This window comes from Streptococcus thalassemiae (assembly GCF_903645285.1).
Taxonomy (GTDB): Bacteria; Bacillota; Bacilli; order Lactobacillales; family Streptococcaceae; genus Streptococcus; species Streptococcus thalassemiae.
The window spans coordinates 95,413-121,125 of the sequence record NZ_CAHJXN010000001.1 but is presented as its reverse complement, the minus strand read 5'-3'; the positions used below and the strand labels follow the sequence as shown (position 1 = coordinate 121,125).

Genomic DNA, 25,713 nt, shown 5'->3' with positions numbered 1-25,713 from the left:
TAAAAAAAGCAGAATCTATACCCGATGATAGGCTTTTTTGTTGTGCTTATTTATACGATATTGAGCATTCATTAGTTACGGTGAGGATATTGGTTATTTAACTATACCTTTATTTAACTATGTCTTTAATATGAATGTTTCCAAATTGTATGTATGCAGACCAAAAGCCACATTGTGGGGTTTGGCCTGCATTTTTTATTGCCTAGAATGCTATTCAAAATAGAAATTCAAGCAAAATAATATGCAGGAGATAATATAAATGGAAAAATACAACAATTGGAAACGAAAATTTTATGCAATATGGGCAGGGCAAGCAGTATCATTAATCACTAGTGCCATCCTGCAAATGGCGATTATTTTTTACCTTACAGAAAAAACAGGATCTGCGATGGTCTTGTCTATGGCTTCATTAGTAGGTTTTTTACCCTATGCGATTTTGGGACCTGCCATTGGTGTGCTAGTGGATCGTCATGATAGGAAGAAGATAATGATTGGTGCCGATTTAATTATCGCAGCAGCTGGTGCAGTGCTTGCTATTGTTGCATTCTGTATGGAGCTACCTGTCTGGATGATTATGATAGTATTGTTTATCCGTAGCATTGGAACAGCTTTTCATACCCCAGCACTCAATGCGGTTACACCACTTTTAGTACCAGAAGAACAGCTAACGAAATGCGCAGGCTATAGTCAGTCTTTGCAGTCTATAAGCTATATTGTTAGTCCGGCAGTTGCAGCACTCTTATACTCCGTTTGGGATTTAAATGCTATTATTGCCATCGACGTATTGGGTGCTGTGATTGCATCTATTACGGTAGCAATTGTACGTATACCTAAGCTGGGTAATCAAGTGCAAAGTTTAGAACCAAATTTCATAAGGGAGATGAAAGAAGGAGTTGTGGTTCTGAGACAAAACAAAGGATTGTTTGCCTTATTACTCTTAGGAACACTATATACTTTTGTTTATATGCCAATCAATGCACTATTTCCTTTAATAAGCATGGAACACTTTAATGGAACGCCTGTGCATATTTCTATTACGGAAATTTCCTTTGCATTTGGGATGCTAGCAGGAGGCTTATTATTAGGAAGATTAGGGGGCTTCGAAAAGCATGTATTACTAATAACAAGTTCATTTTTTATAATGGGGACCAGTTTAGCCGTTTCGGGAATACTTCCTCCAAATGGATTTGTAATATTCGTAGTTTGCTGTGCAATAATGGGGCTTTCGGTGCCATTTTATAGCGGTGTGCAAACAGCTCTTTTTCAGGAGAAAATTAAGCCTGAATATTTAGGACGTGTATTTTCTTTGATCGGAAGTATCATGTCACTTGCTATGCCAATTGGGTTAATTCTTTCTGGATTCTTTGCTGATAAAATCGGTGTAAATCATTGGTTTTTACTATCAGGTATTTTAATTATTGGCATTGCTATAGTTTGCCAAATGATAACTGAGGTTAGAAAATTAGATTTAAAATAAACAATATTGGAGGAATATTTATGTATCTTATTTTCATGTAACTCTTCCTGCTAAAATCGCAGGGTTTTCCCTGCATACAAGCAAATGAAAGCATGCGATTATAGACAGGAGGAAATGTTATGGAATTAATATTAAAAGCAAAAGACATTCGTGTGGAATTCAAAGGACGCGATGTTTTAGATATAAATGAATTAGAAGTATATGATTATGACCGTATTGGTTTAGTAGGAGCAAATGGTGCTGGAAAAAGCACTTTACTCAGGGTACTTTTAGGAGAATTAACTCCCCCAGGATGTAAAATGAATCGTCTGGGTGAACTTGCCTATATTCCCCAGTTGGACGAAGTAACTCTGCAGGAGGAAAAAGATTTTGCACTTGTAGGCAAGCTAGGTGTTGAGCAATTAAATATACAGACTATGAGCGGTGGTGAAGAAACAAGGCTTAAAATAGCACAGGCCTTATCGGCACAGGTTCATGGTATTTTAGCGGATGAACCTACGAGCCATTTAGACCGTGAAGGAATTGATTTTCTAATAGGACAGCTAAAATATTTTACAGGTGCACTGTTAGTTATTAGCCATGACCGCTATTTTCTTGATGAAATAGTAGATAAAATATGGGAACTGAAAGATGGCAAAATCACTGAGTATTGGGGAAACTATTCTGATTATCTTCGTCAGAAAGAGGAAGAACGTAAGAGCCAAGCTGCAGAATACGAACAATTTATTGCGGAACGTGCCCGATTGGAAAGGGCTGCGGAGAAAAAGCGAAAACAGGCTCGTAAAATAGAACAGAAGGCAAAAGGTTCTTCAAAGAAAAAAAGTACTGAAGACGGAGGGCGTTTAGCTCATCAAAAATCAATAGGAAGTAAGGAAAAAAAGATGTATAATGCTGCTAAAACCCTAGAGCACAGGATTGCGGCCTTAGGAAAAGTAGAAGCTCCGGAAGGCATTCGCAGAATTCGTTTCAGGCAAAGTAAAGCATTGGAGCTCCATAATCCATACCCTATAGTCGGTGCAGAAATTAATAAAGTATTTGGGGATAAGGCTCTGTTTGAAAATGCATCTTTTCAAATTCCGTTAGGAGCAAAAGTGGCGTTAACTGGTGGTAATGGAATCGGAAAAACAACTTTAATCCAAATGATCTTAAACCATGAAGAAGGAATTTCTATTTCGCCTAAGGCAAAAATAGGTTACTTTGCACAGAATGGTTACAAGTACAACAGTAATCAGAATGTTATGGAGTTTATGCAGAAGGATTGTGACTACAATATATCAGAAATTCGTTCAGTGCTAGCATCTATGGGGTTCAAACAGAACGATATTGGAAAAAGTTTATCTGTTTTAAGCGGTGGAGAAATTATAAAATTGTTGCTTGCTAAAATGCTCATGGGTAGATATAACATCCTAATAATGGATGAACCCAGTAACTTCCTTGACATACCAAGTTTAGAGGCTTTGGAAATACTAATGAAGGAGTACACCGGAACTATCGTGTTTATCACCCACGATAAACGATTACTCGAAAATGTAGCAGATGTAGTTTATGAAATTAGAGATAAGAAAATAAATCTGAAACATTAAATTTAAGGTAGTCGCTGGTCAGTATAGTCTGTTCTGGTTGGCGACTCCATTGTTAAAGAGTATAAAGACTTTAGATTTTATGAATATTAAAAATAGGAACAGTCAATTGAACTGCTCCTATTTTTCTGCTAAATATATTGTAGTTTTCTTATATGTATAATGATAGATTAGCGGATTCTCATCTACGGTACTTACTTCAAATATGAAGAAGTGATCGCGGTTATCTCTGGACTTTTCCTTATTGAGGACAAAGTAATTCTTACGTGAAGTCGCCATTGTTTTTAGGATATCATCAGTTAGGAAGGTCAATGGAATATTCATGTTAGAGTAGCGGTAGAAGTCACGTTCAAAATCTTGGTAGCTCTCGCTATAATAGTCCATTTGTAGGTGATTACGCTGAAACTCAAGCTGATTCATAGAGCACCTCCTCGACAAGTTCAATACTAATAATGTCTTTTAATTTCAAATTGATGTGACCTGTTGTAGTTTTTATCAAAATGAAATCTTTGGTCAGACTTGGTATTGTTCCAGTGTAGGAAACACGCTTGTTTTTTTCAATCACTTGAATGCGTGTGCGTAGCTGCCCGGCGTATACTTGACTGAGGAGTAATAATTTCTTCTCTAGTGATAAGTCAGACATGTACGTTACTTTGTTTGTATCATCAGAGAGTGCTGATGCATGTTCAGATAGGAAAAAGCCCATCCATTTTTGCATCTTTGTATCCTGGTACTCTCTTGCTGATTGAAATGGTAAATATGAACGGTCAATCATATCAAATCCTTTCTATGCAGAGGCAAGGGTATTTTTATCAAATTGAATCGTAAAACCTTGAATTCCCCCACCTGTGTAACATTCTTTAAAGCGATTGATTACCTCAGTATAGATTATCACAGATGAGCTTGTTGGCTTAATGCTAAATGTAAATTCCAATGGTAATCGGTTTTCAGATTTAGCATGTACTAGTCGTATCGATATTTCAGTTGTTTTGAGTTTTCTCTGACGAAGTTTTGAAGTTGCTGTTTCAACGATTCCATGTAAAAATCTTTCAAGCATTTCAATATCATTACATCCTTTGCTACGGATTTCTGAAAATTGTACTGTATTTTTTTCTTGTTTCATTTTAATCCCTCCAATCCACCCGCGGAATGACCACCGATAAGTTTACTGCGTTCAATATTTCTGGAACCTTCAGTTAGGACGGTTCCTTTTTGTATGGCTAAAAAACCAAACTGTTCTCTGACAACATCAATAGCTGTCTGAAGTCTATTATCTTTTTCAATTTGTTCTACATCATCAAAGAGTGATAGTAGAGTATAGCTTTCATCTACGAAGCCACTATAAGATACACCAATTTGTCTCACTGCACCAGAGGTGTATTTTTTCGGAATAATACAAGTACATGACTCACCATTGTTTTGGGGAGATTTGCGGGTTCAATTTTATTCTGAGCATTTATAGATTTTTTCATCTCAGTCCTAGAATAGCCAATATGAATAGAAACGACAGTAGTCAATACTAGGGCTACTGTTCCGTTCCACAGTATCATTTAAAAATCATTTTCACACCCTTTCGTCTATTAGTATAGAAGAAAGCTCTCAGCACATGTGGAGGTTGTAGCTTTGCTGGTAAAAGCCTAGAAACCTTGTAACGAAAGGAATTATGAAAAGCCTTGTAGGTAAGGCCTTTTCTTGTTTAGTGGGGAAGTATTTGAGTAAGATCCTCAATTGTACTTCTTGATGTGATTGCTTGATAAGAGGTAATTTATTTCCAAAAACCCTTGGGGGACGGAGCTGTTTCCATAGATAAGGGGGATGAGGGAATGAAAGCACTCCACTATTTTAGAGTCTCGAAATATGATATAATTATCTTAGAAAAATTTTGGAGCTAAAAATGACTCAATCTGATTTAACAAATTTTAAAAATGGGATTTTCGCACTCAATACAAGACGTTTTGGTTTTATTGCTGAGATAATGATAAAGCAAATTTTTGGTTGCGTTTTTTCTAAGGATAAACCTTCTGATGCGTCTAAAACTAAAGTAGGTGAAAATAAAAAAAATTTTGATTTATATAGCGAGGAGTTCGGAAATATCGAGGTCAAGTTTTCTAGGGTATTAGAATCAGAACCAGTAATTAGTGAACTTTCAGCTTTTGATGTTATTTTGAATTCAAAATCGAATATAGACAGAATACTAAAAAGTAGCAACGAAAAAAATTTTGATTGTAATATTCAACAAGTGAAACCTAAATTTTTTCATACGCTATTCTATGGTTTGTTTTTTGAGGATAAAATAAAAATCTATAGTATTTCAGACGTAAAATATCTACAGAAAATTACTGATCCTAAATTTTCAGGTTCTGATAAACAACACAGTGGGAACGATGGTGAGGGGCAATTTCACATAAAACAATCAAACATAGAAATTCATAATGAATTTTTTAATAAAGAGTATTCATACGAGGACTTATTTGATTTATTTCAGAATACTAAAAATAAGATAATCAACGAAATAGAAGAATTTCTTATTGATGATATAAACTGTAAGGATTTCAATACTAATTCTATTCATAAGTTTCTTTTCCCAAAAGGTAAATTAACAAAAAGATTCGATAGTCATATAGAGAAAATTAGGGATTTTTCTGCCAAGTATGATCAATATAAGGAGCTAGGTGAATACAAGCTAGATTATTTGTTTGCTGAATTAACTAAATTTAGAGAGCAATCATTAACTAGAAAGAAAGAAATCCTACTGAGATTTGTCAAATATTATTCTAAATCAAGTGGGATTGGTGTGAAATCTACTGAACTTGATAGATTAAAAAATACAATCGAACAATTAAATCCTAGTAGTGATATAGAGAGATTGTATAACTCATTAAAAGGTGAATTAAATAAGTTAGGAGAAATATAAATGAATATTCAAGAATTCAAAGAGGGAATCTTTTCTTTACGTACAAGACGATTTGGAACAGTTGCAGAGTACATGATAAAAGCACTCGTCAGTGTGGAAATGTCTGGAACTTTAGCGTATGACTTAACAGATTCTGAAATGAATCGTATTGAAGTGAAGTTTTCAACTGTGATGAAGAAAAATGAATCAACGATTACTGAACAAAATGTTATTCAACAGATCCTCGATTCTACTGTTGACCACAGAATGATGGATAGCAATGATATTTATGCTTCAAAATTTGATTGTAATATTCAGCAAGTAAAAACTGCCGAATTTGATGTTCTCTATTATGGATTATTCTTTCAAGATAGAATTGCAATTTTTAAGGTAGATAGTCAGGATGTATTTTCACTGCCTAATTATTCCAACAAGCAACACCGTGGTAATGAAGGTGAGGGGCAGTTTCATTTAAATAATAAAACAATCCAGTATCACCTTGATAATCAGTTATATCGATGGGTTAGTTATGAAGAACTTTATGAATTATTTATCGTATTAGGTAATAACTAAAATACTTGATAATAAAATTAACTTGAGGTAATATAATGACAATTGAAAGGAGGAAAATGGAAAATATAATTTCAGATGCGACACGGCGAAATTGGGATAGACTATCAGTAAATACAGATGGTAAATTAAAGAGTCGTGCTAATAAGCAAAAGTCATTAAAAAAAATAATACCAGTTGAGTACCTACAAGATACTGATAAGATTAACCTTATTGAAAAAATAAGTGAAACCTATACAGGTACTGTAACTGAGGTTATCTACAATATTGCGGTGAGTCTGCTACAAATAGAGGGGATATATGAGAGGCCCTCAGTTCAAGAGATATTATTGGATTTTCAAAGAGAAAATAATATTGACTTAATGCCGATTAGCGAGATAATTCCTCGATTCAATCGTACAGATGATTTTCTTGGAGCATTATACCAAAGTTTATTAACTGAGGGAGATAAAAATAAGAATGGTTCTTATTATACACCAAGACAAATTGTAAATGATATGTTGTACGAATTTGATTTAACAGAGGGAACAAATTTTCTAGACCCTTGCTGTGGGAGTGGTGCATTTTTGATGGGCGTACGCACAAATAATCCTTCAAATTTATTTGGTATTGAAAAGGATCCAATTGCAGCCTTTATTGCAAAAGTGAACTTAGTCCTTTCTTATAAAGATGTCGACTTTGTACCAAATATTCTATGTGGAGATTTTTTACAAGATGATGAATTCTTTAGCTCAAATGACAGATTTGATTTTATTGCAACAAATCCTCCTTGGGGTAGTAAGAAAAAAATAGTTTCTAATTTGATTGATTCAAAAGAATCTTTTGTACATTTTTTTGTAAAATCATACAATCTATTGAAAAAAGGAGGAAAAACCAATTTTCTGTTTCCAGAGTCTATTCTCAATGTTAAATCGCACAAAGTGATTCGTGAGTTTATAATATCAAATCAGGATTTAAATGAAATACATCAATATAGTTCTTCGTTTACGGGAGTTGTAACTAATTTTATTAGTATGAAATTTACTAAGGGTGTTAAGACTAATAAAATAAAAGTTCGTAATAAAAATGAAGAATTTTATGTTGGATACACTGCTTTTGGACATACAGAGAATAAGGTGTTTTCATTATTGAAACCACAGGAAGAGCAAATCATTGAAAAAGTTTTAATGAAATCAGTATACTCATTATCAAGTAGCCAATGGGCATTGGGGATTGTTACAGGAAACAATAAGGAAAAATTAAAGTCTATTGATGGTCCTAATCTAGAGAAAATTTACACTGGAAAGGAAATTGATAAATTTAAACTCAGAGAAGCTAAACATTATATCTACTATGATAGAGCTTCTTTCCAGCAAGTGGCTAAAGATGAAATATACAGAGCTAAAGAAAAGCTAGTTTATAAATTTGTATCAAATAAACTGATGTTTGCGTATGATGACTCCTCTAGTCTATTCTTAAATAGTGCAAATATTTTGATACCGAATATTCCCGGAATGTCGACTAAGACAGTATTAGCTTTTCTAAACTCAAGTTTATATCAATTTTTGTACGAAAAGCTTTTTGGAGAATTAAAAGTTCTTAAAGGGAATCTTTCAGAATTACCATTCCCAAAAATTGATCCTAAAACTAATAATGAATTAACCAATTTGGTTGATGAAATTATTTATAAGGGGAAAAATAATCAAGAAGAAATTGATAAGATAGTTTATAGGTTATTTGGATTGGATAAAGAAATGATAGTTGGATATTAACTATATAAGAGGCTAGGACAAAAAGATTTTGATTTTAGTAATTCTTTATTATAAATTTTTAAAATCGATAGATTAGAAAAAAGCGAACAAAACAGAATTCTGAGTGTCAGATAACTCGTTTTGTTCGCTTTTTATATTTAAGGGTAGACTTTTGTCGCAGACTCTATTGTGATTTATGAAGTGTAGTGAATATGGTATAATAAGATTAAGCAGAAAGAAGTTTGATAAATTTAGAGTGACCTAAGGTCAAGAAGGTATTTGGAACATTTAGTTATATACATTCCTATTTGTCGCGATAATGCATTGTACTGGCTATACCAAAAAGATGTACAGGAAGCAGTAGATAATAGAATAAAGATGGAAAGAATATAAAAAATAATATGAGGTGATTATATGGCTGAAATTAGATTTAAAAATCTACCTAAGTTGTTAAGTAGTATGGAGGAAAAAGAATGGATTATTGATAGCTTTTCATTCAATTACAAAAATGAGGATTATGTTGTAATATTAAAGTTATATAGTGATACAGAAAGAAAGCCATCTGAATATGCTAAGGTAAAATTAGAATTCATTAGGGCTAATAATATTAATGAATCTATACAGGCGTATGCGAATTTTTACGAGGTTTACTTCAATTCTTTAGATGAATTTGCGAATTTTTTTAATATAAATAGAGGTAGTGCAAATAGAAATTTATTTGTAGATTTCTCTGAAATTTTTTCAAAATTTATACCAGATAAAAAGTATGAGGAAAAGCAAGGTTTAATTAAACAGCTCCAAGGTTCAAGATGTGAGGGAAACAATCCTAATGCAATATACTGTTATGATGTAAGAAGAAATGGAGAGATTGATGGAAAAAAGAATACCAGATCAAAGGCGAATAGTAATAAGGCGTATACTCTAAGAAGAAGTTTGTATGAAAAATATAAAGAGGATAAAAATCTTAGTTTCTTCTTTTCTGATAAATTAGAAGATGAAAGAACTGATGAGGAAATAATAAAGCAAGTTGCTGCTAGACACTGATTTGTTATATATGGATTAAACCTTTTAACGATAACATTATGCTATCGTTAAAAAGTATGTGGATATGTTCCCAAATACGAATGCAACTACTTGGCATACTTGGCGTTCACTCGTTTCATGTCGAATGTGTAAGCTTGTTGAAGAAACGCAGTTAATCCTCAAAAGGTTATCCAAACCTTTTGAGTTCCGCAGACACATCTGAACAAATTGCGGCTGATTTTGGCATTCACGAAAGAAACTTAATCCATCGGAGTCAATGGGGTGAAGCAACTCTTATTCAAAATGGTTTTACGATTTCAAATTCTGCCTTAATTCTGTAAAAACAGTAAAATTCGAAGGATTGTAAGGTAAGAGTTTTTTTCTTTCTGAAAAAATGGTATAATAGCAATCAAAACTAGAAAATAAAACGGAATTTGGAACAGATTTGTCTGTATCCTAGTAGAGTGGTGATACTATGAAGATTAGTAAGAGGCACTTATTAAATTATTCCATCTTGATTCCCTACTTGCTTTTATCTATTTTGGGCTTGATTGTGGTCTATTCGACCACCAGCGCTATTTTAATTGAAGAAGGCAAGAGCGCCTTGCAATTGGTTAGAAACCAAGGAATCTTTTGGATTGTTAGTTTGATACTGATTGCCTTAATTTATAAATTGAGACTAGATTTTTTGAGAAATGAGCGACTAATCATTTTAGTTATATTGATAGAAATGCTTTTATTGTTCTTGGCTCGTTTTATTGGTATTTCCGTAAACGGGGCATACGGTTGGATTTCGGTTGCAGGAGTAACTATTCAGCCAGCTGAGTACTTAAAAATCATTATTATTTGGTATTTGGCTCACCGATTCTCCAAACAGCAAGAAGAAATAGCTATTTATGATTTTCAAGTTTTGACTCAAAATCAATGGCTTCCTCGTGCTTTTAATGATTGGCGATTCGTTCTCCTAGTTCTGATTGGAAGTTTGGGAATTTTCCCTGATTTAGGGAATGCGACTATTTTAGTCTTGGTTTCCTTGATTATGTATACAGTTAGTGGAATCGCTTATCGCTGGTTTTCAACCATTCTGGCGCTCGTATCTGCCGCTTCTGTCTTTTTCTTGACCACTATCAGCCTAATCGGTGTTGAGACCTTTTCAAAAATTCCAGTATTTGGCTATGTAGCCAAGCGCTTTAGTGCCTTTTTTAATCCTTTTGCCGATCGTGCTGATGCGGGTCACCAGTTATCTAATTCTTATTTTGCCATGGTCAATGGCGGTTGGTTTGGTCTAGGTCTTGGAAACTCGATTGAAAAACGAGGTTATTTACCAGAAGCTCACACAGACTTTGTCTTTTCTATCGTGATTGAAGAATTTGGCTTTGTTGGTGCCAGTCTTATTTTAGCTCTCTTGTTTTTCATGATTCTGAGGATTATCTTGGTCGGTATCCGAGCGGAGAATCCTTTCAATGCCATGGTTGCACTCGGTGTCGGAGGGATGATGTTGGTTCAGGTATTTGTCAATATCGGAGGGATTTCGGGCTTGATTCCATCTACAGGAGTAACCTTCCCCTTCTTGTCCCAGGGGGGGAATAGTCTTCTAGTCTTATCAGTGGCAGTGGCCTTTGTCTTGAATATTGATGCCAGTGAAAAACGCGCTAAGTTGTACCGAGAATTGGAAAATCAACCAATGAACCTTCTGTGAAGTAGAATAAAGAAAGGATAGTCTATGTCTCTTCAAAAATTAGAAAATTATAGTAATAAAAGTGTTGTGCAAGAAGAAGTATTGATTCTAACAGAATTGCTGGAAGATATTACTAAAAACATGCTTGCTCCAGAGACCTTTGAAAAAATCATGCAGTTGAAAGAATTATCAACGCAAGAAGATTATCAAGGTCTAAACCGTCTAGTGACTAGCTTATCAAATGATGAAATGGTCTATATTTCACGCTATTTTTCAATCTTACCTCTTTTGATTAATATTTCAGAGGATGTGGATTTAGCTTATGAAATCAATCATCAAAATAATATTGATCAGGACTACTTAGGTAAATTATCTACAACGATCAAAATGGTTGCTGAAAAAGAAAATGCCGTTGAAATTCTTGAACACTTGAATGTTGTCCCTGTTTTGACAGCCCATCCAACACAAGTGCAACGCAAAAGTATGTTGGATTTAACAAATCATATTCATAGTCTTTTGCGTAAATACCGTGATGTTAAGTTGGGGTTGATCAATAAAGAAAAATGGCACAATGATTTGCGCCGTTACATCGAAATTATCATGCAGACAGACATGATTCGTGAGAAAAAATTAAAAGTGACTAACGAAATCACGAATGCTATGGAATATTACAACAGCTCCTTTTTGAAAGCTGTACCTCACTTGACGACGGAGTATAAGCGCTTAGCGCAAGCGCATGGGTTGAATTTAAAACAGGCTAAGCCAATCACCATGGGTATGTGGATAGGTGGAGACCGTGATGGGAATCCTTTTGTTACAGCAGATACCTTGAAACAATCTGCTATGACTCAGTGTGAAGTCATCATGAATTACTATGATGAAAAGATCTACCAACTTTATCGTGAATTTTCTCTCTCAACCAGTATAGTCAATGTGAGCAAGCAAGTCAGAGAAATGGCTCGTCAATCCAAGGATAACTCGATTTATCGTGAAAAAGAACTTTACCGCCGTGCCTTATTTGATATTCAATCAAAAATCCAAGCAACAAAAACCTATCTGATTGAGGATAAGGAAGTTGGGGCTCGCTATGAAACAGCTAATGATTTTTATAAGGATTTAATTACTATTCGTGATTCCCTTTTGGAAAATAAGGGCGAAGCACTGATTTCTGGTGATTTTGTTGAGTTAATTCAGGCAGTTGAAATTTTTGGTTTCTATTTGGCATCTATTGACATGCGTCAAGATTCTAGTGTTCATGAAGCTTGTGTAGCCGAACTCTTGAAATCAGCTGGTATTCATTCGCATTATAGTGAATTAAGTGAAGAAGAAAAATGCCAGCTTCTCTTGAAAGAATTAGAAGAAGATCCACGTATTCTTTCTGCCACTCATGTTGAAAAATCAGAGTTACTTGAAAAAGAATTAGCAATCTTTAAGGCTGCTCGTAAGTTGAAAGATAAGTTGGGAGATGATGTCATTCGTCAGACAATTATTTCACATGCAACTAGCGTATCTGACATGTTGGAATTGGCTATCTTGCTAAAAGAAGTAGGGTTAGTTGATAAAGAAAGAGCCCGTGTTCAAATTGTACCTCTCTTTGAAACAATCGAGGACTTGGACCATTCAGAAGAAACCATGAGAGAATATCTTTCTCTTCCTCTTGCCAAGAAATGGATTGCTTCACGCAATAACTATCAAGAAATCATGTTGGGCTACTCTGACAGTAATAAAGATGGTGGTTACCTATCATCATGTTGGACCCTCTACAAGGCTCAACAACAATTGACTGCTATTGGAGATGAATTTGGCGTTAAGGTTACCTTCTTCCACGGCCGTGGTGGTACTGTCGGTCGTGGTGGTGGACCAACCTATGAAGCCATCACCTCTCAACCGCTCAAGTCTATTAAGGATCGTATCCGCTTGACGGAGCAGGGTGAAGTAATTGGGAATAAATACGGTAATAAAGACGCAGCTTACTATAACCTTGAAATGCTAGTATCCGCAGCCATTAACCGTATGATTACTCAGAAGAAGAGCGATACCAACACCTCAAATCGTTATGAAGCTATTATGGACCAAGTGGTGGACCGTAGTTACGATATCTACCGTGATTTGGTCTTTGGTAATGATCATTTCTATGATTATTTCTTCGAGTCAAGTCCAATCAAGGCTATTTCAAGCTTTAATATTGGTTCTCGTCCAGCCGCTCGTAAGACTATTACTGAAATCGGTGGTTTGCGAGCTATCCCTTGGGTATTCTCATGGTCGCAAAGTCGCGTCATGTTCCCTGGATGGTATGGAGTTGGTTCAAGCTTCAAGGAATTTATCGATAAAAATCCAGAGAATATTGCTATCTTACGAGATATGTACCAAAATTGGCCTTTCTTCCAATCGCTTCTTTCAAATGTTGATATGGTTTTGTCAAAATCAAATATGAATATTGCTTTTGAATATGCTAAACTTTGTGAAGACGAGCAAGTTAAGGCCATCTATGAGACTATTTTAAATGAATGGCAAGTTACTAAGAACGTTATCTTGGCTATTGAAGGACATGACGAACTCTTAGCTGACAATCCATATCTAAAAGCTAGTCTGGATTACCGTATGCCTTACTTTAATATTCTCAACTATATTCAGTTAGAGTTGATTAAACGCCAACGTCGTGGAGAATTGTCCAGTGATCAAGAACGATTGATTCATATCACCATCAACGGAATTGCGACAGGATTGCGTAATTCAGGTTGATAATTTTCAAGAGTGAATATCAAAAAAATTCTAATAGACTATTGACAAGTAGTTTAAAAATGATATAATTTAACCATTCAGAAAAGTAATCGTACAAACTTTCAAGAGAGTCTGTGGTAGCTGAAAACAGATAAGTGATGATGATGAAAATTGGGCTGAATGTTATTTAGAATTTGAAATCATAAAAATTCGGTGAGCACACCTTACAGTGCATCTCGTTATTGCGAGACAGAGCGATAGGGAAATTCCCTATAATTGAGGTGGTACCGCGCATCGACGTCCTCACACAAGTTTTTTGTGTGAGGACTTTTTTGATGGAGGTTAGTATGGAAAGAAAACGATGGCGTCGCTTGTTTATACTCAATGAAAATCAAAAAGCAAACTAGGAAGCTAGCCGCAAGCTGCTCAAAACACTGTTTTGAGGTTGTGGATAGAACTGACAGAGTCAGTATCATATATCTACGGTAAGGCGACGCTGACGTGGTTTGAAGAGATTTTCGAAGAGTATTAGATAAGTGAAGTATTTTAAAGGAATAAAAGGGGAAATAGAATGAAAAATAAACGTTTAATTGGAATTATCGCTGCATTAGCAGTCTTAGTAGCAGGAAGCTTAATTTATTCTTCAATGAATAAATCAGAAGCTCAGAATAATAAGGATGAGAAGAAAATAGCCAAGATTGGTGTGCTTCAATTTGTGAGCCATCCATCCCTTGACTTGATTTATAAAGGGATCCAAGATGGACTTGCAGAAGAAGGATATAAAGATGATCAAGTTAAAATCGATTTTATGAACTCAGAAGGTGACCAAAGTAAGGTTGCGACAATGAGTAAACAATTGGTTGCAAATGGGAATGACCTTGTGGTTGGTATCGCAACACCAGCAGCCCAAGGTTTGGCTAGTGCCACAAAAGACCTACCTGTTATCATGGCCGCTATTACAGACCCAATTGGTGCTAACTTGGTTAAAGATTTGAAAAGACCAGGTGGCAACGTTACAGGGGTATCTGACCACAATCCAGCTCAACAACAAGTTGAACTCATCAAAGCTCTGACACCGAATGTGAAAACAATCGGAGCTCTTTACTCAAGTAGCGAAGACAATTCAAAAACACAGGTCGAAGAATTTAAGGCTTATGCTGAAAAAGCAGGTCTGACAGTGGAAACATTTGCAGTTCCTTCAACAAATGAAATTGCCTCAACTGTCACTGTTATGACTAGCAAGGTAGATGCTATTTGGGTTCCGATTGATAACACCATTGCATCAGGATTTCCAACGGTTGTCTCTAGCAATCAAAGTTCTAAGAAACCAATTTATCCAAGTGCGACAGCTATGGTAGAAGTAGGTGGTTTGGCATCTGTTGTAGTTGACCAACATGACCTTGGTGTGGCAACTGGAAAAATGATTGCGCAAGTCTTGAAAGGTGCAAAACCAGCCGATACCCCAGTCAATGTCTTTTCAACTGGTAAGTCAGTCATCAATAAAAAAATAGCACAAGAACTAGGTATTACGATTCCTGAGTCTGTTCTCAAAGAAGCAGGACAAGTCATCGAATAAATAAGGTAGGGAGGAGGAGACTCTTCCCATTTTTTAAAAAGATGAATATAGAAAGGATTAAATAAAATATGATTGTTTCCATTATTTCTCAAGGATTTGTCTGGGCTATTTTAGGCCTGGGAATCTTTATGACATTTAGGATTTTGAACTTTCCAGATATGACGACAGAAGGTTCCTTCCCTCTTGGGGGAGCTGTTGCTGTCACTCTGATAACCAAAGGCGTGAACCCTTTTTTAGCGACACTGCTTGCTGTAGGAGCAGGTTGTTTGGCTGGAATGGTAGCAGGACTTCTTTATACAAAAGGGAAGATTCCAACCTTGCTATCAGGGATTTTGGTGATGACTTCTTGTCACTCTATCATGCTCTTGATTATGGGACGTGCAAATTTAGGTTTGCTTGGAACCAAGCAAATTCAGGATGTTCTACCTTTTGATTCAGACTTGAATCAACTTTTGACAGGTCTTATCTTTGTCAGTCTTGTTATTGCTCTCATGCTCTTTTTCTTGGATACCAAACTCGGACAAGCCTATATTGCTACAGGTGACAATCCTGATATGGCTAGAAGTTTCGGGATTCATACTGGGCGCATGGAGCTCATGGGTTTGGTCTTATCAAATGGTGTGATCGCCCTTGCAGGCGCTCTCATTGCCCAGCAAGAAGGTTATGCTGATGTATCTCGAGGAATCGGGGTTATCGTTGTGGGGCTTGCAAGTTTGATTATTGGGGAAGTTATTTTTAAGAGTTTGAGCTTGGCAGAGCGTCTGGTTGCCATCGTTGTAGGTTCTATCGCTTATCAATTCTTAGTGTGGGCAGTTATTGCGCTTGGCTTTAATACAAGTTACCTTCGTTTGTACAGCGCCGTGATTTTAGCAGTCTGCCTCATGATTCCAACATTTAAGCAAACAATCTTGAAAGGAGCCAAGTTAAGCAAATGACAGCCATTGTAGAATTAAAAAATGCAACCAAAGTCGTTAAAAATGGCTTTGATGAAGAAAAGATTATTTTAAATGATGTTTCCTTAGAAATTTTTGAACAGGATTTTATCACGATTTTGGGTGGAAATGGTGCTGGTAAATCAACCCTCTTTAACACTATTGCAGGAACCTTATCACTAACCAGTGGAACTATCCGTATTTTAGGTGAGGATGTTACCAAGTTTTCACCAGAAAAGCGCGCTAAGTATCTGTCTCGTGTCTTCCAAGATCCAAAGATGGGGACAGCTCCTCGTATGACAGTGGCAGAGAATCTCTTGATTGCCAAGTTTCGTGGTGAAAAGCGTGGATTGTTACCACGACGCTTGACTAGTTATAAGGATGAATTTCAAGCGACCATTGAAAAAGTAGGAAATGGTCTTGAGAAACACTTGAATACGCCAATTGAGTTCTTATCAGGTGGGCAAAGACAGGCCTTGAGTCTCTTGATGGCAACCTTGAAGCGACCTGGATTACTCTTGCTAGACGAGCATACTGCAGCTCTTGATCCAAAGACCAGTGTTTCCCTTATGGAATTGACAGATGAATTTGTCAAGAAAGATCAGCTGACAGCGCTTATGATTACCCATCATATGGAAGACGCTCTTAAATATGGCAATCGTTTGATTGTCATGAAAGAAGGACGGATTATCCAAGATTTGAAACAAGAAGAAAAAGCAAAAATGAAAATCTCTGATTATTATCAACTCTTTGAATAAAGTAGGGAAAATGAGTGAAATGGTTTACTTTTTTTCTGAAATAAAGTATACTATATAAAGTAAACTATGATAACATGGAGGTATTGTGTATGGTTGACAAACAAGTCATTAAAGAAATCAAAAACAATGCCAACATTGTGGAAGTCATAGGAGATGTGATTTCTTTACAAAAGGCAGGACGGAACTATCTAGGGCTCTGTCCTTTTCATGGTGAAAAAACACCTTCTTTCAACGTTGTAGAGGACAAGCAGTTTTACCACTGTTTTGGCTGTGGTCGCTCTGGTGATGTCTTTAAATTTATCGAGGAGTACCAAGGTGTTCCCTTTATGGAGGCTGTCCAAATCTTAGGTCAGCGTGTTGGGATAGAGGTGGAAAAACCGCTTTATAGTGAGCAGAAGCCAGCCTCACCTCACCAAGCTCTTTATGATATGCACGAAGATGCTGCCAAATTTTATCATGCTATTCTCATGACAACGACCATGGGGGAAGAGGCTAGAAACTACCTTTATCAGCGTGGTTTGACAGATGAAGTGCTCAAGCATTTTCGGATTGGTTTAGCACCTCCAGAACGAAACTATCTCTATCAACGTTTGGCTGGTCAGTATCGTGATGAGGATTTTCTAGATTCAGGACTGTTTTACCTCTCAGATGCCAATCAATTTGTAGACACTTTTCACAATCGCATTATGTTTCCCCTGACAAATGACCAGGGAAAGGTCATTGCCTTCTCAGGTCGTATCTGGCAGAAAACGGATTCACAAACTTCTAAGTATAAAAATAGCCGATCGACTGCAATTTTTAACAAAAGTTACGAATTATATCATATGGATAGGGCTAAAAAATCTTCTGGTAAAGCCAGTGAGATTTATCTGATGGAAGGATTCATGGATGTTATCGCAGCCTATCGGGCTGGAATCGAAAATGCTGTGGCGTCCATGGGAACAGCCTTGAGTCGCGAGCATGTTGAGCATCTAAAAAGGTTAACCAAGAAGTTGGTTCTTGTTTACGATGGCGATAAGGCTGGGCAAGCTGCGACATTGAAAGCGCTGGACGAAATTGGTGATATACCTGTGCAAATTGTCAGCATGCCTGATAACTTGGATCCAGATGAATATCTACAAAAAAATGGTCCAGAAGACTTGGCCTATCTATTAACGAAAACTCGTATTAGTCCGATTGAGTTCTACATTCACCAGTACAAGCCTGAAAATAGTGAAAATCTGCAGGCTCAGATTGAGTTTATTGAAAAAATAGCTCCCTTAATTGTTCAAGAAAAGTCTATCACTGCTCAAAACAGTTATATTCATATTTTAGCTGACAGTCTGTCGTCCTTTGATTATGCCCAGATTGAGCAGATTGTTAATGAAAGTCGTCAGGCGCAAAGGCAGAATCGCATGGAAGGGGTTTCCAGACCGACGCCAATCACCATGCCTGTCACCAAGCAGTTATCGGCTATTATGAGGGCAGAAGCCCATCTACTTTATCGAATGATGGAATCTCCTCTTGTTTTGAACGATTACCGCTTGCGAGAAGACTTTGCATTTGATACACCTGAATTTCAGGTCTTATATGACTTGCTTGGTCAGTATGGCAATCTTCCTCCAGAAGTTCTAGCAGAACAGACAGAGGAAGTTGAAAGAGCTTGGTACCAAGTCTTAGCTCAGGATTTGCCTGCTGAGATGTCACCGCAGGAACTAAGTGAAGTAGAAATGACTCGAAACAAGGCTCTCTTGAATCAGGACAATATGAGAATCAAAAAGAAGGTGCAGGAAGCTAGCCATGTAGGAGATACAGATACAGCCCTAGAAGAATTGGAACGTTTAATTTCCCAAAAGAGAAGAATGGAGTAATAATGGTAACAAAACAAAAAGAAGTAACAACATTTGACGTACAAGTAGCAGAATTTATCCGTAATCATAAGCAAAAAGGGACAGCAACAGATGATGAAATCAATGCTAGTCTAGTCCTTCCTTTTACCTTGGACGCTGATGGGATTGAAGATCTCTTGCAACGGATTCAGGATGCAGGAATTTCGATCACAGATAACGAAGGAAATCCAAGTGCGCGTGTTCTTAGCACTGAAGAAGAGCCAGAACTCAGTGACGAGGACTTGATTGGGTCAACTTCGGCTAAGGTTAATGACCCTGTCCGTATGTACTTGAAAGAAATCGGGGTCGTTCCTCTCTTGACCAATGAAGAGGAAAAAGAATTGGCACTAGCAGTTGAAGCTGGTGACATCGAAGCCAAACAACGTCTTGCGGAAGCTAACCTTCGTTTGGTTGTTTCTATTGCTAAACGTTATGTCGGCCGTGGTATGCAGTTCCTTGACTTGATTCAAGAAGGGAACATGGGCTTGATGAAGGCGGTTGACAAGTTTGACTATTCTAAAGGGTTCAAGTTTTCAACTTACGCAACTTGGTGGATTCGTCAGGCTATCACTCGTGCTATTGCGGACCAAGCTCGTACCATCCGTATCCCAGTTCACATGGTTGAAACCATCAATAAATTGGTTCGTGAACAGCGGAATCTCCTTCAAGAATTGGGACAAGATCCGACACCAGAACAGATCGCTGAACGTATGGATATGACACCTGATAAGGTTCGTGAAATCTTGAAGATTGCTCAAGAACCGGTATCCCTTGAAACACCGATCGGTGAAGAGGATGATAGCCACCTTGGGGACTTTATCGAAGATGAAGTGATTGAAAATCCAGTGGACTACACAACTCGTATCGTTTTGCGTGAGCAGTTGGATGAGGTTTTGGATACTCTTACAGACCGTGAAGAAAATGTTCTGCGTCTACGTTTTGGACTAGATGATGGAAAAATGCGCACCCTTGAAGATGTGGGTAAAGTCTTTAACGTGACTCGTGAGCGTATCCGTCAGATTGAAGCTAAGGCTTTGAGAAAATTACGCCAACCAAGTCGCAGCAAACCGCTTCGTGATTTTATTGAAGACTAAGAGTGAGGATAAATATGGCTTATACAGAAGAGCAAATTGAAAACATCAAAACACGGATTTTAACAGCCTTGGAAGAAGTTATTGACCCTGAGTTGGGAATCGATATTGTCAATCTTGGTTTGATTTATGAGATTCGTTTTGACGGCGACACAGGGCAAACAGAGATTGATATGACGTTGACAACTATGGGTTGTCCCCTAGCTGACCTTTTGACGGACCAGATTTATGATGCCATGACAGAGGTGCCAGAAGTAACGGATACTGAGGTTAAATTAGTCTGGTATCCAGCTTGGACAGTTGAAAAAATGAGTCGCTATGCCCGCATTGCCCTAGGCATTAAGTAAACAGATAAAAGCATGTGAGAGACCATTGGAAAAGTGAGGAAATTTCCCATCTTTTCCTCTAGTCTCTCCTTTCTTTTGCTGATTTTATTCAAAGAAAATGATATAATAGTAGTTATGGAAAAAAAGAAATTACGCATCAATATGTTGAGTTCAAGTGAGAAAGTAGCAGGACAAGGAGTTTCAGGTGCTTACCGTGAATTAGTTCGTCTTCTTCACCGTGATGCCAAGGACCAATTGATTGTTACAGAAAATCTTCCAATAGAGGCAGATGTGACTCACTTTCATACAATTGATTTCCCCTATTATTTATCAACATTTCAAAAGAAACGCTCAGGAAGGAAAATTGGCTATGTGCATTTCTTACCTGATACACTTGAGGGGAGTTTGAAAATTCCATTTTTCTTAAAGGGAATTGTGAAACGCTATGTATTTTCTTTTTACAACCGGATGGAGCATTTGGTGGTGGTCAATCCTATGTTTATTGAGGATTTGGTGGCAGCGGGTATTCCACGTGAAAAAGTGACCTATATTCCTAATTTTGTCAATAAGGAAAAATGGCATCCTCTTCCGCAAGAAGAGGTGATGAGACTACGAACAGATTTAGGTCTTAGTGACAAACAGTTTATCGTAGTAGGTGCTGGGCAAGTTCAGAAACGTAAAGGGATTGATGACTTTATCCGTCTGGCTGAGGAATTGCCTCAGATTACCTTTATCTGGGCCGGTGGTTTCTCTTTTGGTGGCATGACAGATGGTTATGAACGCTACAAGAAAATCATGGAAAATCCCCCTAAAAATTTGATTTTTCCAGGTATTGTATCGCCAGAGCGGATGCGCGAGTTGTATGCCCTAGCGGATCTTTTCTTGTTGCCTAGTTATAATGAGCTCTTTCCGATGACGATTTTAGAGGCTGCCAGTTGTGAAGCTCCGATTATGTTGCGTGATTTGGATCTTTATAAGGTAATTTTGGAGGGAAATTATCGGGCGACAGCAGACAGAGAAGAGATGAAAGAAGCTATTTTGGAATATCAAGCGAATCCTGTTGCTTTAAAAGATTTGAAAGAAAAAGCTAAGAATATTTCTAGAGAATATTCAGAAGAGCATCTGTTACAAATCTGGTTGGATTTTTATGATAAACAAGCCGCTTTAGGGAGAAAGTAAAAAGTGAGGTAATCTATGCGAATTGGTTTATTTACAGATACCTATTTTCCTCAGGTTTCAGGTGTTGCGACCAGTATTCGAACCTTGAAAACAGAACTTGAAAAGCAGGGGCATGCTGTTTTTATCTTTACGACGACAGATAAGGATGTCAATCGTTATGAAGATTGGCAAATTATCCGCATTCCAAGTGTTCCTTTCTTTGCTTTTAAGGATCGCCGCTTTGCCTATCGAGGATTCAGCAAAGCACTGGAAATTGCTAAACAGTATCAGCTGGATATCATCCATACTCAGACAGAATTTTCTCTTGGCTTGTTGGGGATTTGGATTGCGCGTGAATTGAAGATTCCAGTCATCCATACCTATCACACACAATACGAAGACTATGTCCACTATATTGCGAAGGGGATGTTGATTCGTCCTAGTATGGTAAAGTACTTAGTAAGAGGTTTCCTGCATGATGTGGATGGAGTCATTTGCCCGAGTGAGATTGTCCATGACTTGCTATCTGACTATAAGGTCAAGGTTGAAAAACGAGTCATTCCAACAGGGATTGAATTAGCTAAGTTTGAGCGTCCGGAAATCAAGCAGGAAAATTTGAAAGAACTACGTAGTAAACTAGGGATTCAAGATGATGAACAGATGTTGCTGAGCCTTTCCAGAATTTCCTATGAAAAAAATATTCAAGCAGTTTTAGCAGCTTTTGCAGATGTTCTGAAAGAAGAAGACAAGGTTAAACTGGTGGTAGCTGGCGATGGCCCTTATCTGGATGATCTCAAAGAGCAAACCCAGAAACTAGAGATTCAAGACTCCGTCATCTTTACAGGCATGATTGCTCCTAGTGAGACGGCTCTCTATTATAAGGCGGCGGATTTCTTCATCTCGGCATCGACAAGTGAAACCCAAGGCTTGACCTACTTGGAAAGCTTAGCCAGTGGAACGCCTGTCATTGCTCATGGAAATCCTTATCTGGACAATCTTATCAGTGATAAAATGTTTGGAACCTTGTACTATGGAGAACATGACTTGGCTGGTGCTATTTTGGAAGCCCTGATTGCAACACCAGACATGAATGAGCATAGCTTATCAGAGAAATTGTATGAGATTTCAGCTGAGAACTTTGGGAAACGAGTGCATGAGTTTTATCTGGATGCCATCATTTCAAATAACTTCCAGAAAGATTTGGCTAAAGATGATACGGTTAGTCAGCGTATCTTTAAGACAGTTTTGTATCTACCGCAAAAGGTGGTCGCTGTACCGGTAAAAGGCTCTAGACGCATGCTGAAGGCTTCAAAAACACAGTTAATCAGCATCAGAGATTATTGGAAAGACCATGAAGAATAGAAAGAGGAATAGCTATGAAAAAACAATTGATGAGAAGTGGTAGTGATCAAAAAATTGCTGGTGTTTGTGCTGGGGTAGCCCATTATTTTGATATGGATCCGACTATTGTTCGTGTAATATGGGGTGTTCTTGCTTGCTGTTACGGAGCGGGAATTGTAGCTTATATCATTTTATGGATTATCGCACCAGTAGCAAGTGACTATTGAAAACTAGCTCAATTCATGCTAAGATAATAGAAAATAGAATGTAACGAAGGAGAGAAAAATGGCATTTGGAGATAATGGAAATCGTAAAAAAACGATGTTTGAGAAAATAACCTTGTTTATCGTGATTATCATGCTAGTAGCAAGTTTATTGGGAATTTTTGCAACTGCAATTGGTGCCCTCAGTAATCTATAAAATAGATTCAAGAAAATTTAGTGACTGGGATTTCCCAGCCCTTTTTTAAAGTGAGAAGAAAAAATGAGTATGTTTTTAGATACAGCTAAGATCAAGGTCAAGGCTGGTAATGGTGGCGATGGTATGGTTGCCTTTCGCCGTGAAAAATATGTCCCTAATGGTGGTCCTTGGGGTGGTGATGGTGGTCGTGGAGGCAATGTCGTCTTCGTTGTAGACGAAGGTTTGCGTACTTTGATGGATTTCCGCTACAATCGTCATTTCAAGGCTGATTCTGGTGAGAAAGGAATGACCAAAGGGATGCATGGCCGTGGTGCTGAGGATCTTAGAGTTCGAGTGCCGCAAGGTACGACTGTCCGTGATGCAGAGACTGGCAAAGTTTTAACAGATTTGATTGAACATGGGCAAGAATTTATTGTAGCCCACGGTGGTCGTGGTGGACGTGGAAATATTCGTTTCGCGACACCAAAAAATCCTGCACCGGAAATCTCTGAAAATGGAGAACCAGGTCAGGAACGTGAGTTACAATTGGAACTAAAAATCTTGGCAGATGTCGGTTTAGTGGGTTTCCCATCAGTAGGGAAATCAACCCTTTTAAGTGTTATTACCTCAGCTAAACCTAAAATCGGCGCCTACCACTTTACGACCATTGTGCCAAATCTAGGTATGGTTCGTACCCAATCAGGTGAATCCTTTGCAGTAGCTGATTTACCAGGTTTGATTGAAGGGGCTAGTCAAGGTGTTGGTTTGGGAACTCAGTTCCTCCGTCACATTGAGCGTACACGTGTCATCCTTCACATCATTGATATGTCAGCTAGCGAAGGCCGTGATCCTTATGAGGACTACTTAGCTATCAATAAGGAGTTAGAGTCTTATAACCTCCGTCTCATGGAACGTCCACAGATTATCGTAGCCAATAAGATGGATATGCCTGAGAGTCAAGAAAATCTTAAAGAATTTAAGAAAAAATTGGCTGAACACTACGATGAATTTGAAGAGTTACCAGCTATCTTCCCAATTTCTGGTTTGACTAAGCAAGGTCTGGCTAAGCTTTTGGATGCTACAGCTGAATTGTTAGATAAGACACCAGAATTCTTGCTCTATGACGAGTCTGATATGGAAGAAGAAGCCTACTACGGCTTTGACGAGGAAGAGAAAGCCTTTGAAATTAGCCGTGATGACGATGCGACATGGGTACTTTCTGGTGAAAAACTCATGAAACTCTTTAATATGACCAACTTTGATCGTGATGAATCTGTCATGAAATTTGCCCGCCAACTTCGTGGTATGGGGGTTGATGAAGCCCTTCGTGCGCGTGGTGCTAAAGATGGTGACTTGGTCCGAATTGGTAAATTTGAGTTTGAATTTGTAGACTAGGAGACTGGTATGGGAGATAAACCGATATCTTTCCGAGATGCGGATGGTAATTTTGTTTCCGCCGCAGACGTTTGGAATGAAAAGAAATTGGAAGAACTATTTAATCGTCTCAATCCAAATCGTGCTCTGAGATTGGCACGAACTAAAAAAGAAAATCCATCTCAGTAAAGAACATAACAAAATTCCGTGCCATATCAGACACGGAATTTTGTGGTACGACGGGATGTATATCAAACTGAATCTGGAATAGCACAGCATATCTTCTAAAATATTGTTATAAATTGATTTGAATTTCAAAATTAAATTGTTTAATTCTTTTTTCACTTTGTTATAGTATATCTGATGTCAAAGTTATCGGCGAGTCAAATAGCGATTCCCGAGCCTGACTATCGTGAGGTAGCGGATTAAAACGGTCTGGGGATAGACCGTTTTAAGTCTGATGCTGGAAATAAGAATCGTCAGAGGAAGGGAGAGCGAAATCGTGGCTCTACGAACAGAAATGTGATAGTAAGGCGTATATAGCGGATAAGGGGGCGCGAAACTCCGAAGTCCAAAAAGTAGTCGTAACCTATATGCGTAAAGCACGAAAGTAATTGAATTTGGACTAAGATTTTTTATTTTCACTGTAACCTTTTAACGTCCTCGTATCTTATATACACGAGGAAAGATATACGACTTATCCCGTGAGATCTATCACTATAAAGAGAAAACGACAGATAAAAGTGATCCTGAGTCACGGTTATCTTTAAAATAGATTGTCTGATAGGATGCTAGCCTGAAAACGTCTTGTTCATGAAATATAGGACGGTATGTATCAAACGCTTCTGTGAACTGAGAGAAGGGGGAGAAGTTCTTGTTAAAATTTAGTTGAACAGCCGTATTCCGATACTTAGATAAGGGAGCTAGTCTTAGCTCCTACTTGGTTTCAGGGGACAAAAAAGGGCAATAGCGATTCGAGAAAGATTAGTAATTCATACTCTTCGAAAATCTTTTCAAATCACGTCAATATCGCCTTGCCGTAGGTATAGGTAACTGACTTCGTCAGTTCTATCCACAACCTCAAAACAGTGTTTTGAGCTGACTTCGTCAGTTCTATCTACAACCTCAAAACAGTGTTTTGAGCAGCCTGCGGCTAGTTTCCTAGTTTGCTCTTTGATTTTCATTGAGTATTAAGTAATTCAGTTACTAACTCGTCAA

Annotated in this window: 25 protein-coding genes, 1 pseudogene and 1 other annotated feature; of the genes and pseudogenes, 21 read left to right on the top strand and 5 right to left on the bottom strand. The window is 37.5% G+C overall.

Going from position 1 to position 25,713, the window contains the following annotated elements:
• The first annotated feature begins 259 nt into the window (after positions 1-259).
• On the top strand, positions 260-1,477 hold the full coding sequence (mef(A), locus tag HWX15_RS00760) for a macrolide efflux MFS transporter Mef(A) (RefSeq protein WP_000417519.1): 1,218 nt from the start codon (positions 260-262) through the stop codon (positions 1,475-1,477).
• A 119-nt stretch (positions 1,478-1,596) separates the two neighbouring features.
• Positions 1,597-3,060 (top strand): ABC-F type ribosomal protection protein Msr(D), encoded by a 1,464-nt coding sequence (gene msr(D), locus HWX15_RS00755; RefSeq protein ID WP_000420315.1) that lies wholly within the window; start codon positions 1,597-1,599, stop codon positions 3,058-3,060.
• A gap of 117 nt (positions 3,061-3,177) precedes the next feature.
• On the opposite strand, the gene HWX15_RS00750 is transcribed toward msr(D), so the two are convergent.
• The 4 genes from HWX15_RS00750 to HWX15_RS00735 are packed head-to-tail and all read right to left on the bottom strand — an operon-like array spanning position 3,178 to position 4,422.
• Entirely contained in the window at positions 3,178-3,477 is a 300-nt protein-coding gene (locus HWX15_RS00750) for a DUF5960 family protein (RefSeq protein WP_001072467.1), read from the bottom strand.
• Positions 3,464-3,832 (bottom strand): hypothetical protein, encoded by a 369-nt coding sequence (locus HWX15_RS00745; RefSeq protein ID WP_000567222.1) that lies wholly within the window; start codon positions 3,830-3,832, stop codon positions 3,464-3,466. The genes HWX15_RS00750 and HWX15_RS00745 overlap by 14 nt, the downstream gene beginning before the upstream one ends.
• A 12-nt stretch (positions 3,833-3,844) precedes the next feature.
• Positions 3,845-4,180 carry a DinB/UmuC family translesion DNA polymerase gene (locus HWX15_RS00740; RefSeq protein ID WP_000806926.1) on the bottom strand — a complete coding sequence of 112 codons (336 nt, stop codon included), beginning with the start codon at positions 4,178-4,180 and terminating at the stop codon, positions 3,845-3,847.
• On the bottom strand, positions 4,177-4,422 hold the full coding sequence (locus tag HWX15_RS00735; protein ID WP_001813542.1) for a hypothetical protein: 246 nt from the start codon (positions 4,420-4,422) through the stop codon (positions 4,177-4,179). Before HWX15_RS00735 ends, HWX15_RS00740 begins: the two co-directional genes overlap by 4 nt.
• A 529-nt stretch (positions 4,423-4,951) precedes the next feature.
• On the opposite strand from HWX15_RS00735, the gene HWX15_RS00730 reads away from it, so the two are divergent.
• The 19 genes and pseudogenes from HWX15_RS00730 to HWX15_RS00640 all read left to right on the top strand — a co-directional run bounded on the left by HWX15_RS00730 (position 4,952) and on the right by HWX15_RS00640 (position 24,684).
• Positions 4,952-5,971: a hypothetical protein gene (locus tag HWX15_RS00730; RefSeq protein ID WP_175879966.1), complete on the top strand. Its 1,020-nt coding sequence runs from the start codon at positions 4,952-4,954 to the stop codon at positions 5,969-5,971.
• Complete coding sequence (locus tag HWX15_RS00725; RefSeq protein WP_175879965.1) at positions 5,972-6,523, top strand: hypothetical protein; 552 nt, start codon at positions 5,972-5,974, stop codon at positions 6,521-6,523. It abuts the gene before it with no gap.
• Positions 6,524-6,579: 56 nt separating this feature from the next.
• Positions 6,580-8,271, top strand: coding sequence for an N-6 DNA methylase family protein (locus HWX15_RS00720; protein ID WP_175879964.1), 1,692 nt, complete (start codon positions 6,580-6,582; stop codon positions 8,269-8,271).
• Between the two features lie 393 nt (positions 8,272-8,664).
• Complete coding sequence (locus HWX15_RS00715) at positions 8,665-9,294, top strand: DUF6037 family protein (protein ID WP_175879963.1); 630 nt, start codon at positions 8,665-8,667, stop codon at positions 9,292-9,294.
• Positions 9,295-9,488: 194 nt separating this feature from the next.
• A pseudogene (locus HWX15_RS00710) lies at positions 9,489-9,605 on the top strand (IS5/IS1182 family transposase); the annotation flags it as partial.
• 143 nt (positions 9,606-9,748) lie between these two features.
• Positions 9,749-10,972: a cell division peptidoglycan polymerase FtsW gene (gene ftsW, locus HWX15_RS00705; protein WP_000703356.1), complete on the top strand. Its 1,224-nt coding sequence runs from the start codon at positions 9,749-9,751 to the stop codon at positions 10,970-10,972.
• Positions 10,973-10,996: 24 nt separating this feature from the next.
• Positions 10,997-13,693: a phosphoenolpyruvate carboxylase gene (gene ppc, locus HWX15_RS00700; RefSeq protein WP_175879962.1), complete on the top strand. Its 2,697-nt coding sequence runs from the start codon at positions 10,997-10,999 to the stop codon at positions 13,691-13,693.
• A gap of 69 nt (positions 13,694-13,762) precedes the next feature.
• Positions 13,763-13,980 (top strand) — a binding site (T-box leader).
• A gap of 263 nt (positions 13,981-14,243) precedes the next feature.
• Entirely contained in the window at positions 14,244-15,248 is a 1,005-nt protein-coding gene (trpX, locus tag HWX15_RS00695) for a tryptophan ABC transporter substrate-binding protein (RefSeq protein WP_173212839.1), read from the top strand.
• A 68-nt stretch (positions 15,249-15,316) separates the two neighbouring features.
• Positions 15,317-16,183 carry an ABC transporter permease gene (locus HWX15_RS00690; RefSeq protein WP_175879961.1) on the top strand — a complete coding sequence of 289 codons (867 nt, stop codon included), beginning with the start codon at positions 15,317-15,319 and terminating at the stop codon, positions 16,181-16,183.
• The gene (locus HWX15_RS00685; RefSeq protein ID WP_119920139.1) at positions 16,180-16,938 is read left to right on the top strand and encodes an ABC transporter ATP-binding protein; all 759 of its coding nucleotides are present in this window, start codon (positions 16,180-16,182) and stop codon (positions 16,936-16,938) included. Before HWX15_RS00690 ends, HWX15_RS00685 begins: the two co-directional genes overlap by 4 nt.
• A gap of 89 nt (positions 16,939-17,027) precedes the next feature.
• Positions 17,028-18,788, top strand: coding sequence for a DNA primase (gene dnaG / locus HWX15_RS00680; protein WP_175879960.1), 1,761 nt, complete (start codon positions 17,028-17,030; stop codon positions 18,786-18,788).
• A gap of 2 nt (positions 18,789-18,790) precedes the next feature.
• The gene (rpoD, locus tag HWX15_RS00675) at positions 18,791-19,900 is read left to right on the top strand and encodes an RNA polymerase sigma factor RpoD (RefSeq protein ID WP_175879959.1); all 1,110 of its coding nucleotides are present in this window, start codon (positions 18,791-18,793) and stop codon (positions 19,898-19,900) included.
• Positions 19,901-19,914: 14 nt separating this feature from the next.
• On the top strand, positions 19,915-20,244 hold the full coding sequence (locus HWX15_RS00670; RefSeq protein ID WP_000331929.1) for a metal-sulfur cluster assembly factor: 330 nt from the start codon (positions 19,915-19,917) through the stop codon (positions 20,242-20,244).
• Between the two features lie 33 nt (positions 20,245-20,277).
• Positions 20,278-21,402: an alpha-galactosylglucosyldiacylglycerol synthase gene (gene cpoA, locus HWX15_RS00665; RefSeq protein WP_175879958.1), complete on the top strand. Its 1,125-nt coding sequence runs from the start codon at positions 20,278-20,280 to the stop codon at positions 21,400-21,402.
• A gap of 15 nt (positions 21,403-21,417) precedes the next feature.
• The gene (locus tag HWX15_RS00660) at positions 21,418-22,743 is read left to right on the top strand and encodes a glycosyltransferase family 4 protein (RefSeq protein ID WP_175879957.1); all 1,326 of its coding nucleotides are present in this window, start codon (positions 21,418-21,420) and stop codon (positions 22,741-22,743) included.
• A 29-nt stretch (positions 22,744-22,772) separates the two neighbouring features.
• Positions 22,773-22,949 (top strand): PspC domain-containing protein, encoded by a 177-nt coding sequence (locus HWX15_RS00655; protein ID WP_025170615.1) that lies wholly within the window; start codon positions 22,773-22,775, stop codon positions 22,947-22,949.
• 58 nt (positions 22,950-23,007) lie between these two features.
• A complete protein-coding gene (locus tag HWX15_RS00650; protein ID WP_000863859.1) occupies positions 23,008-23,142 on the top strand; it encodes a DUF4044 domain-containing protein in 135 nt (44 codons plus the stop codon).
• A gap of 63 nt (positions 23,143-23,205) precedes the next feature.
• Positions 23,206-24,516 (top strand): GTPase ObgE, encoded by a 1,311-nt coding sequence (gene obgE, locus HWX15_RS00645; protein ID WP_175879956.1) that lies wholly within the window; start codon positions 23,206-23,208, stop codon positions 24,514-24,516.
• Positions 24,517-24,525: 9 nt separating this feature from the next.
• Complete coding sequence (locus HWX15_RS00640) at positions 24,526-24,684, top strand: hypothetical protein (RefSeq protein ID WP_001808548.1); 159 nt, start codon at positions 24,526-24,528, stop codon at positions 24,682-24,684.
• An 824-nt stretch (positions 24,685-25,508) separates the two neighbouring features.
• Here HWX15_RS00640 and HWX15_RS09795 read toward each other — a convergent pair.
• Positions 25,509-25,679: a hypothetical protein gene (locus HWX15_RS09795; RefSeq protein WP_254867323.1), complete on the bottom strand. Its 171-nt coding sequence runs from the start codon at positions 25,677-25,679 to the stop codon at positions 25,509-25,511.
• Positions 25,680-25,713 lie beyond the last annotated feature (34 nt).

Coding starts and splice junctions, on each gene's coding strand:
- HWX15_RS00750 (WP_001072467.1), bottom strand. CDS start 3,477: ATGAATCAGCTTGAGTTTCAGCGTAATCACCTACAAATGGACTATTAT.
- HWX15_RS00745 (WP_000567222.1), bottom strand. CDS start 3,832: ATGATTGACCGTTCATATTTACCATTTCAATCAGCAAGAGAGTACCAG.
- HWX15_RS00740 (WP_000806926.1), bottom strand. CDS start 4,180: ATGAAACAAGAAAAAAATACAGTACAATTTTCAGAAATCCGTAGCAAA.
- HWX15_RS00730 (WP_175879966.1), top strand. CDS start 4,952: ATGACTCAATCTGATTTAACAAATTTTAAAAATGGGATTTTCGCACTC.
- HWX15_RS00725 (WP_175879965.1), top strand. CDS start 5,972: ATGAATATTCAAGAATTCAAAGAGGGAATCTTTTCTTTACGTACAAGA.
- HWX15_RS00720 (WP_175879964.1), top strand. CDS start 6,580: ATGGAAAATATAATTTCAGATGCGACACGGCGAAATTGGGATAGACTA.
- HWX15_RS00715 (WP_175879963.1), top strand. CDS start 8,665: ATGGCTGAAATTAGATTTAAAAATCTACCTAAGTTGTTAAGTAGTATG.
- ftsW (WP_000703356.1), top strand. CDS start 9,749: ATGAAGATTAGTAAGAGGCACTTATTAAATTATTCCATCTTGATTCCC.
- ppc (WP_175879962.1), top strand. CDS start 10,997: ATGTCTCTTCAAAAATTAGAAAATTATAGTAATAAAAGTGTTGTGCAA.
- trpX (WP_173212839.1), top strand. CDS start 14,244: ATGAAAAATAAACGTTTAATTGGAATTATCGCTGCATTAGCAGTCTTA.
- HWX15_RS00690 (WP_175879961.1), top strand. CDS start 15,317: ATGATTGTTTCCATTATTTCTCAAGGATTTGTCTGGGCTATTTTAGGC.
- HWX15_RS00685 (WP_119920139.1), top strand. CDS start 16,180: ATGACAGCCATTGTAGAATTAAAAAATGCAACCAAAGTCGTTAAAAAT.
- dnaG (WP_175879960.1), top strand. CDS start 17,028: ATGGTTGACAAACAAGTCATTAAAGAAATCAAAAACAATGCCAACATT.
- rpoD (WP_175879959.1), top strand. CDS start 18,791: ATGGTAACAAAACAAAAAGAAGTAACAACATTTGACGTACAAGTAGCA.
- HWX15_RS00670 (WP_000331929.1), top strand. CDS start 19,915: ATGGCTTATACAGAAGAGCAAATTGAAAACATCAAAACACGGATTTTA.
- HWX15_RS00660 (WP_175879957.1), top strand. CDS start 21,418: ATGCGAATTGGTTTATTTACAGATACCTATTTTCCTCAGGTTTCAGGT.
- HWX15_RS00655 (WP_025170615.1), top strand. CDS start 22,773: ATGAGAAGTGGTAGTGATCAAAAAATTGCTGGTGTTTGTGCTGGGGTA.
- HWX15_RS00650 (WP_000863859.1), top strand. CDS start 23,008: ATGGCATTTGGAGATAATGGAAATCGTAAAAAAACGATGTTTGAGAAA.
- obgE (WP_175879956.1), top strand. CDS start 23,206: ATGAGTATGTTTTTAGATACAGCTAAGATCAAGGTCAAGGCTGGTAAT.
- HWX15_RS00640 (WP_001808548.1), top strand. CDS start 24,526: ATGGGAGATAAACCGATATCTTTCCGAGATGCGGATGGTAATTTTGTT.
- HWX15_RS09795 (WP_254867323.1), bottom strand. CDS start 25,679: ATGAAAATCAAAGAGCAAACTAGGAAACTAGCCGCAGGCTGCTCAAAA.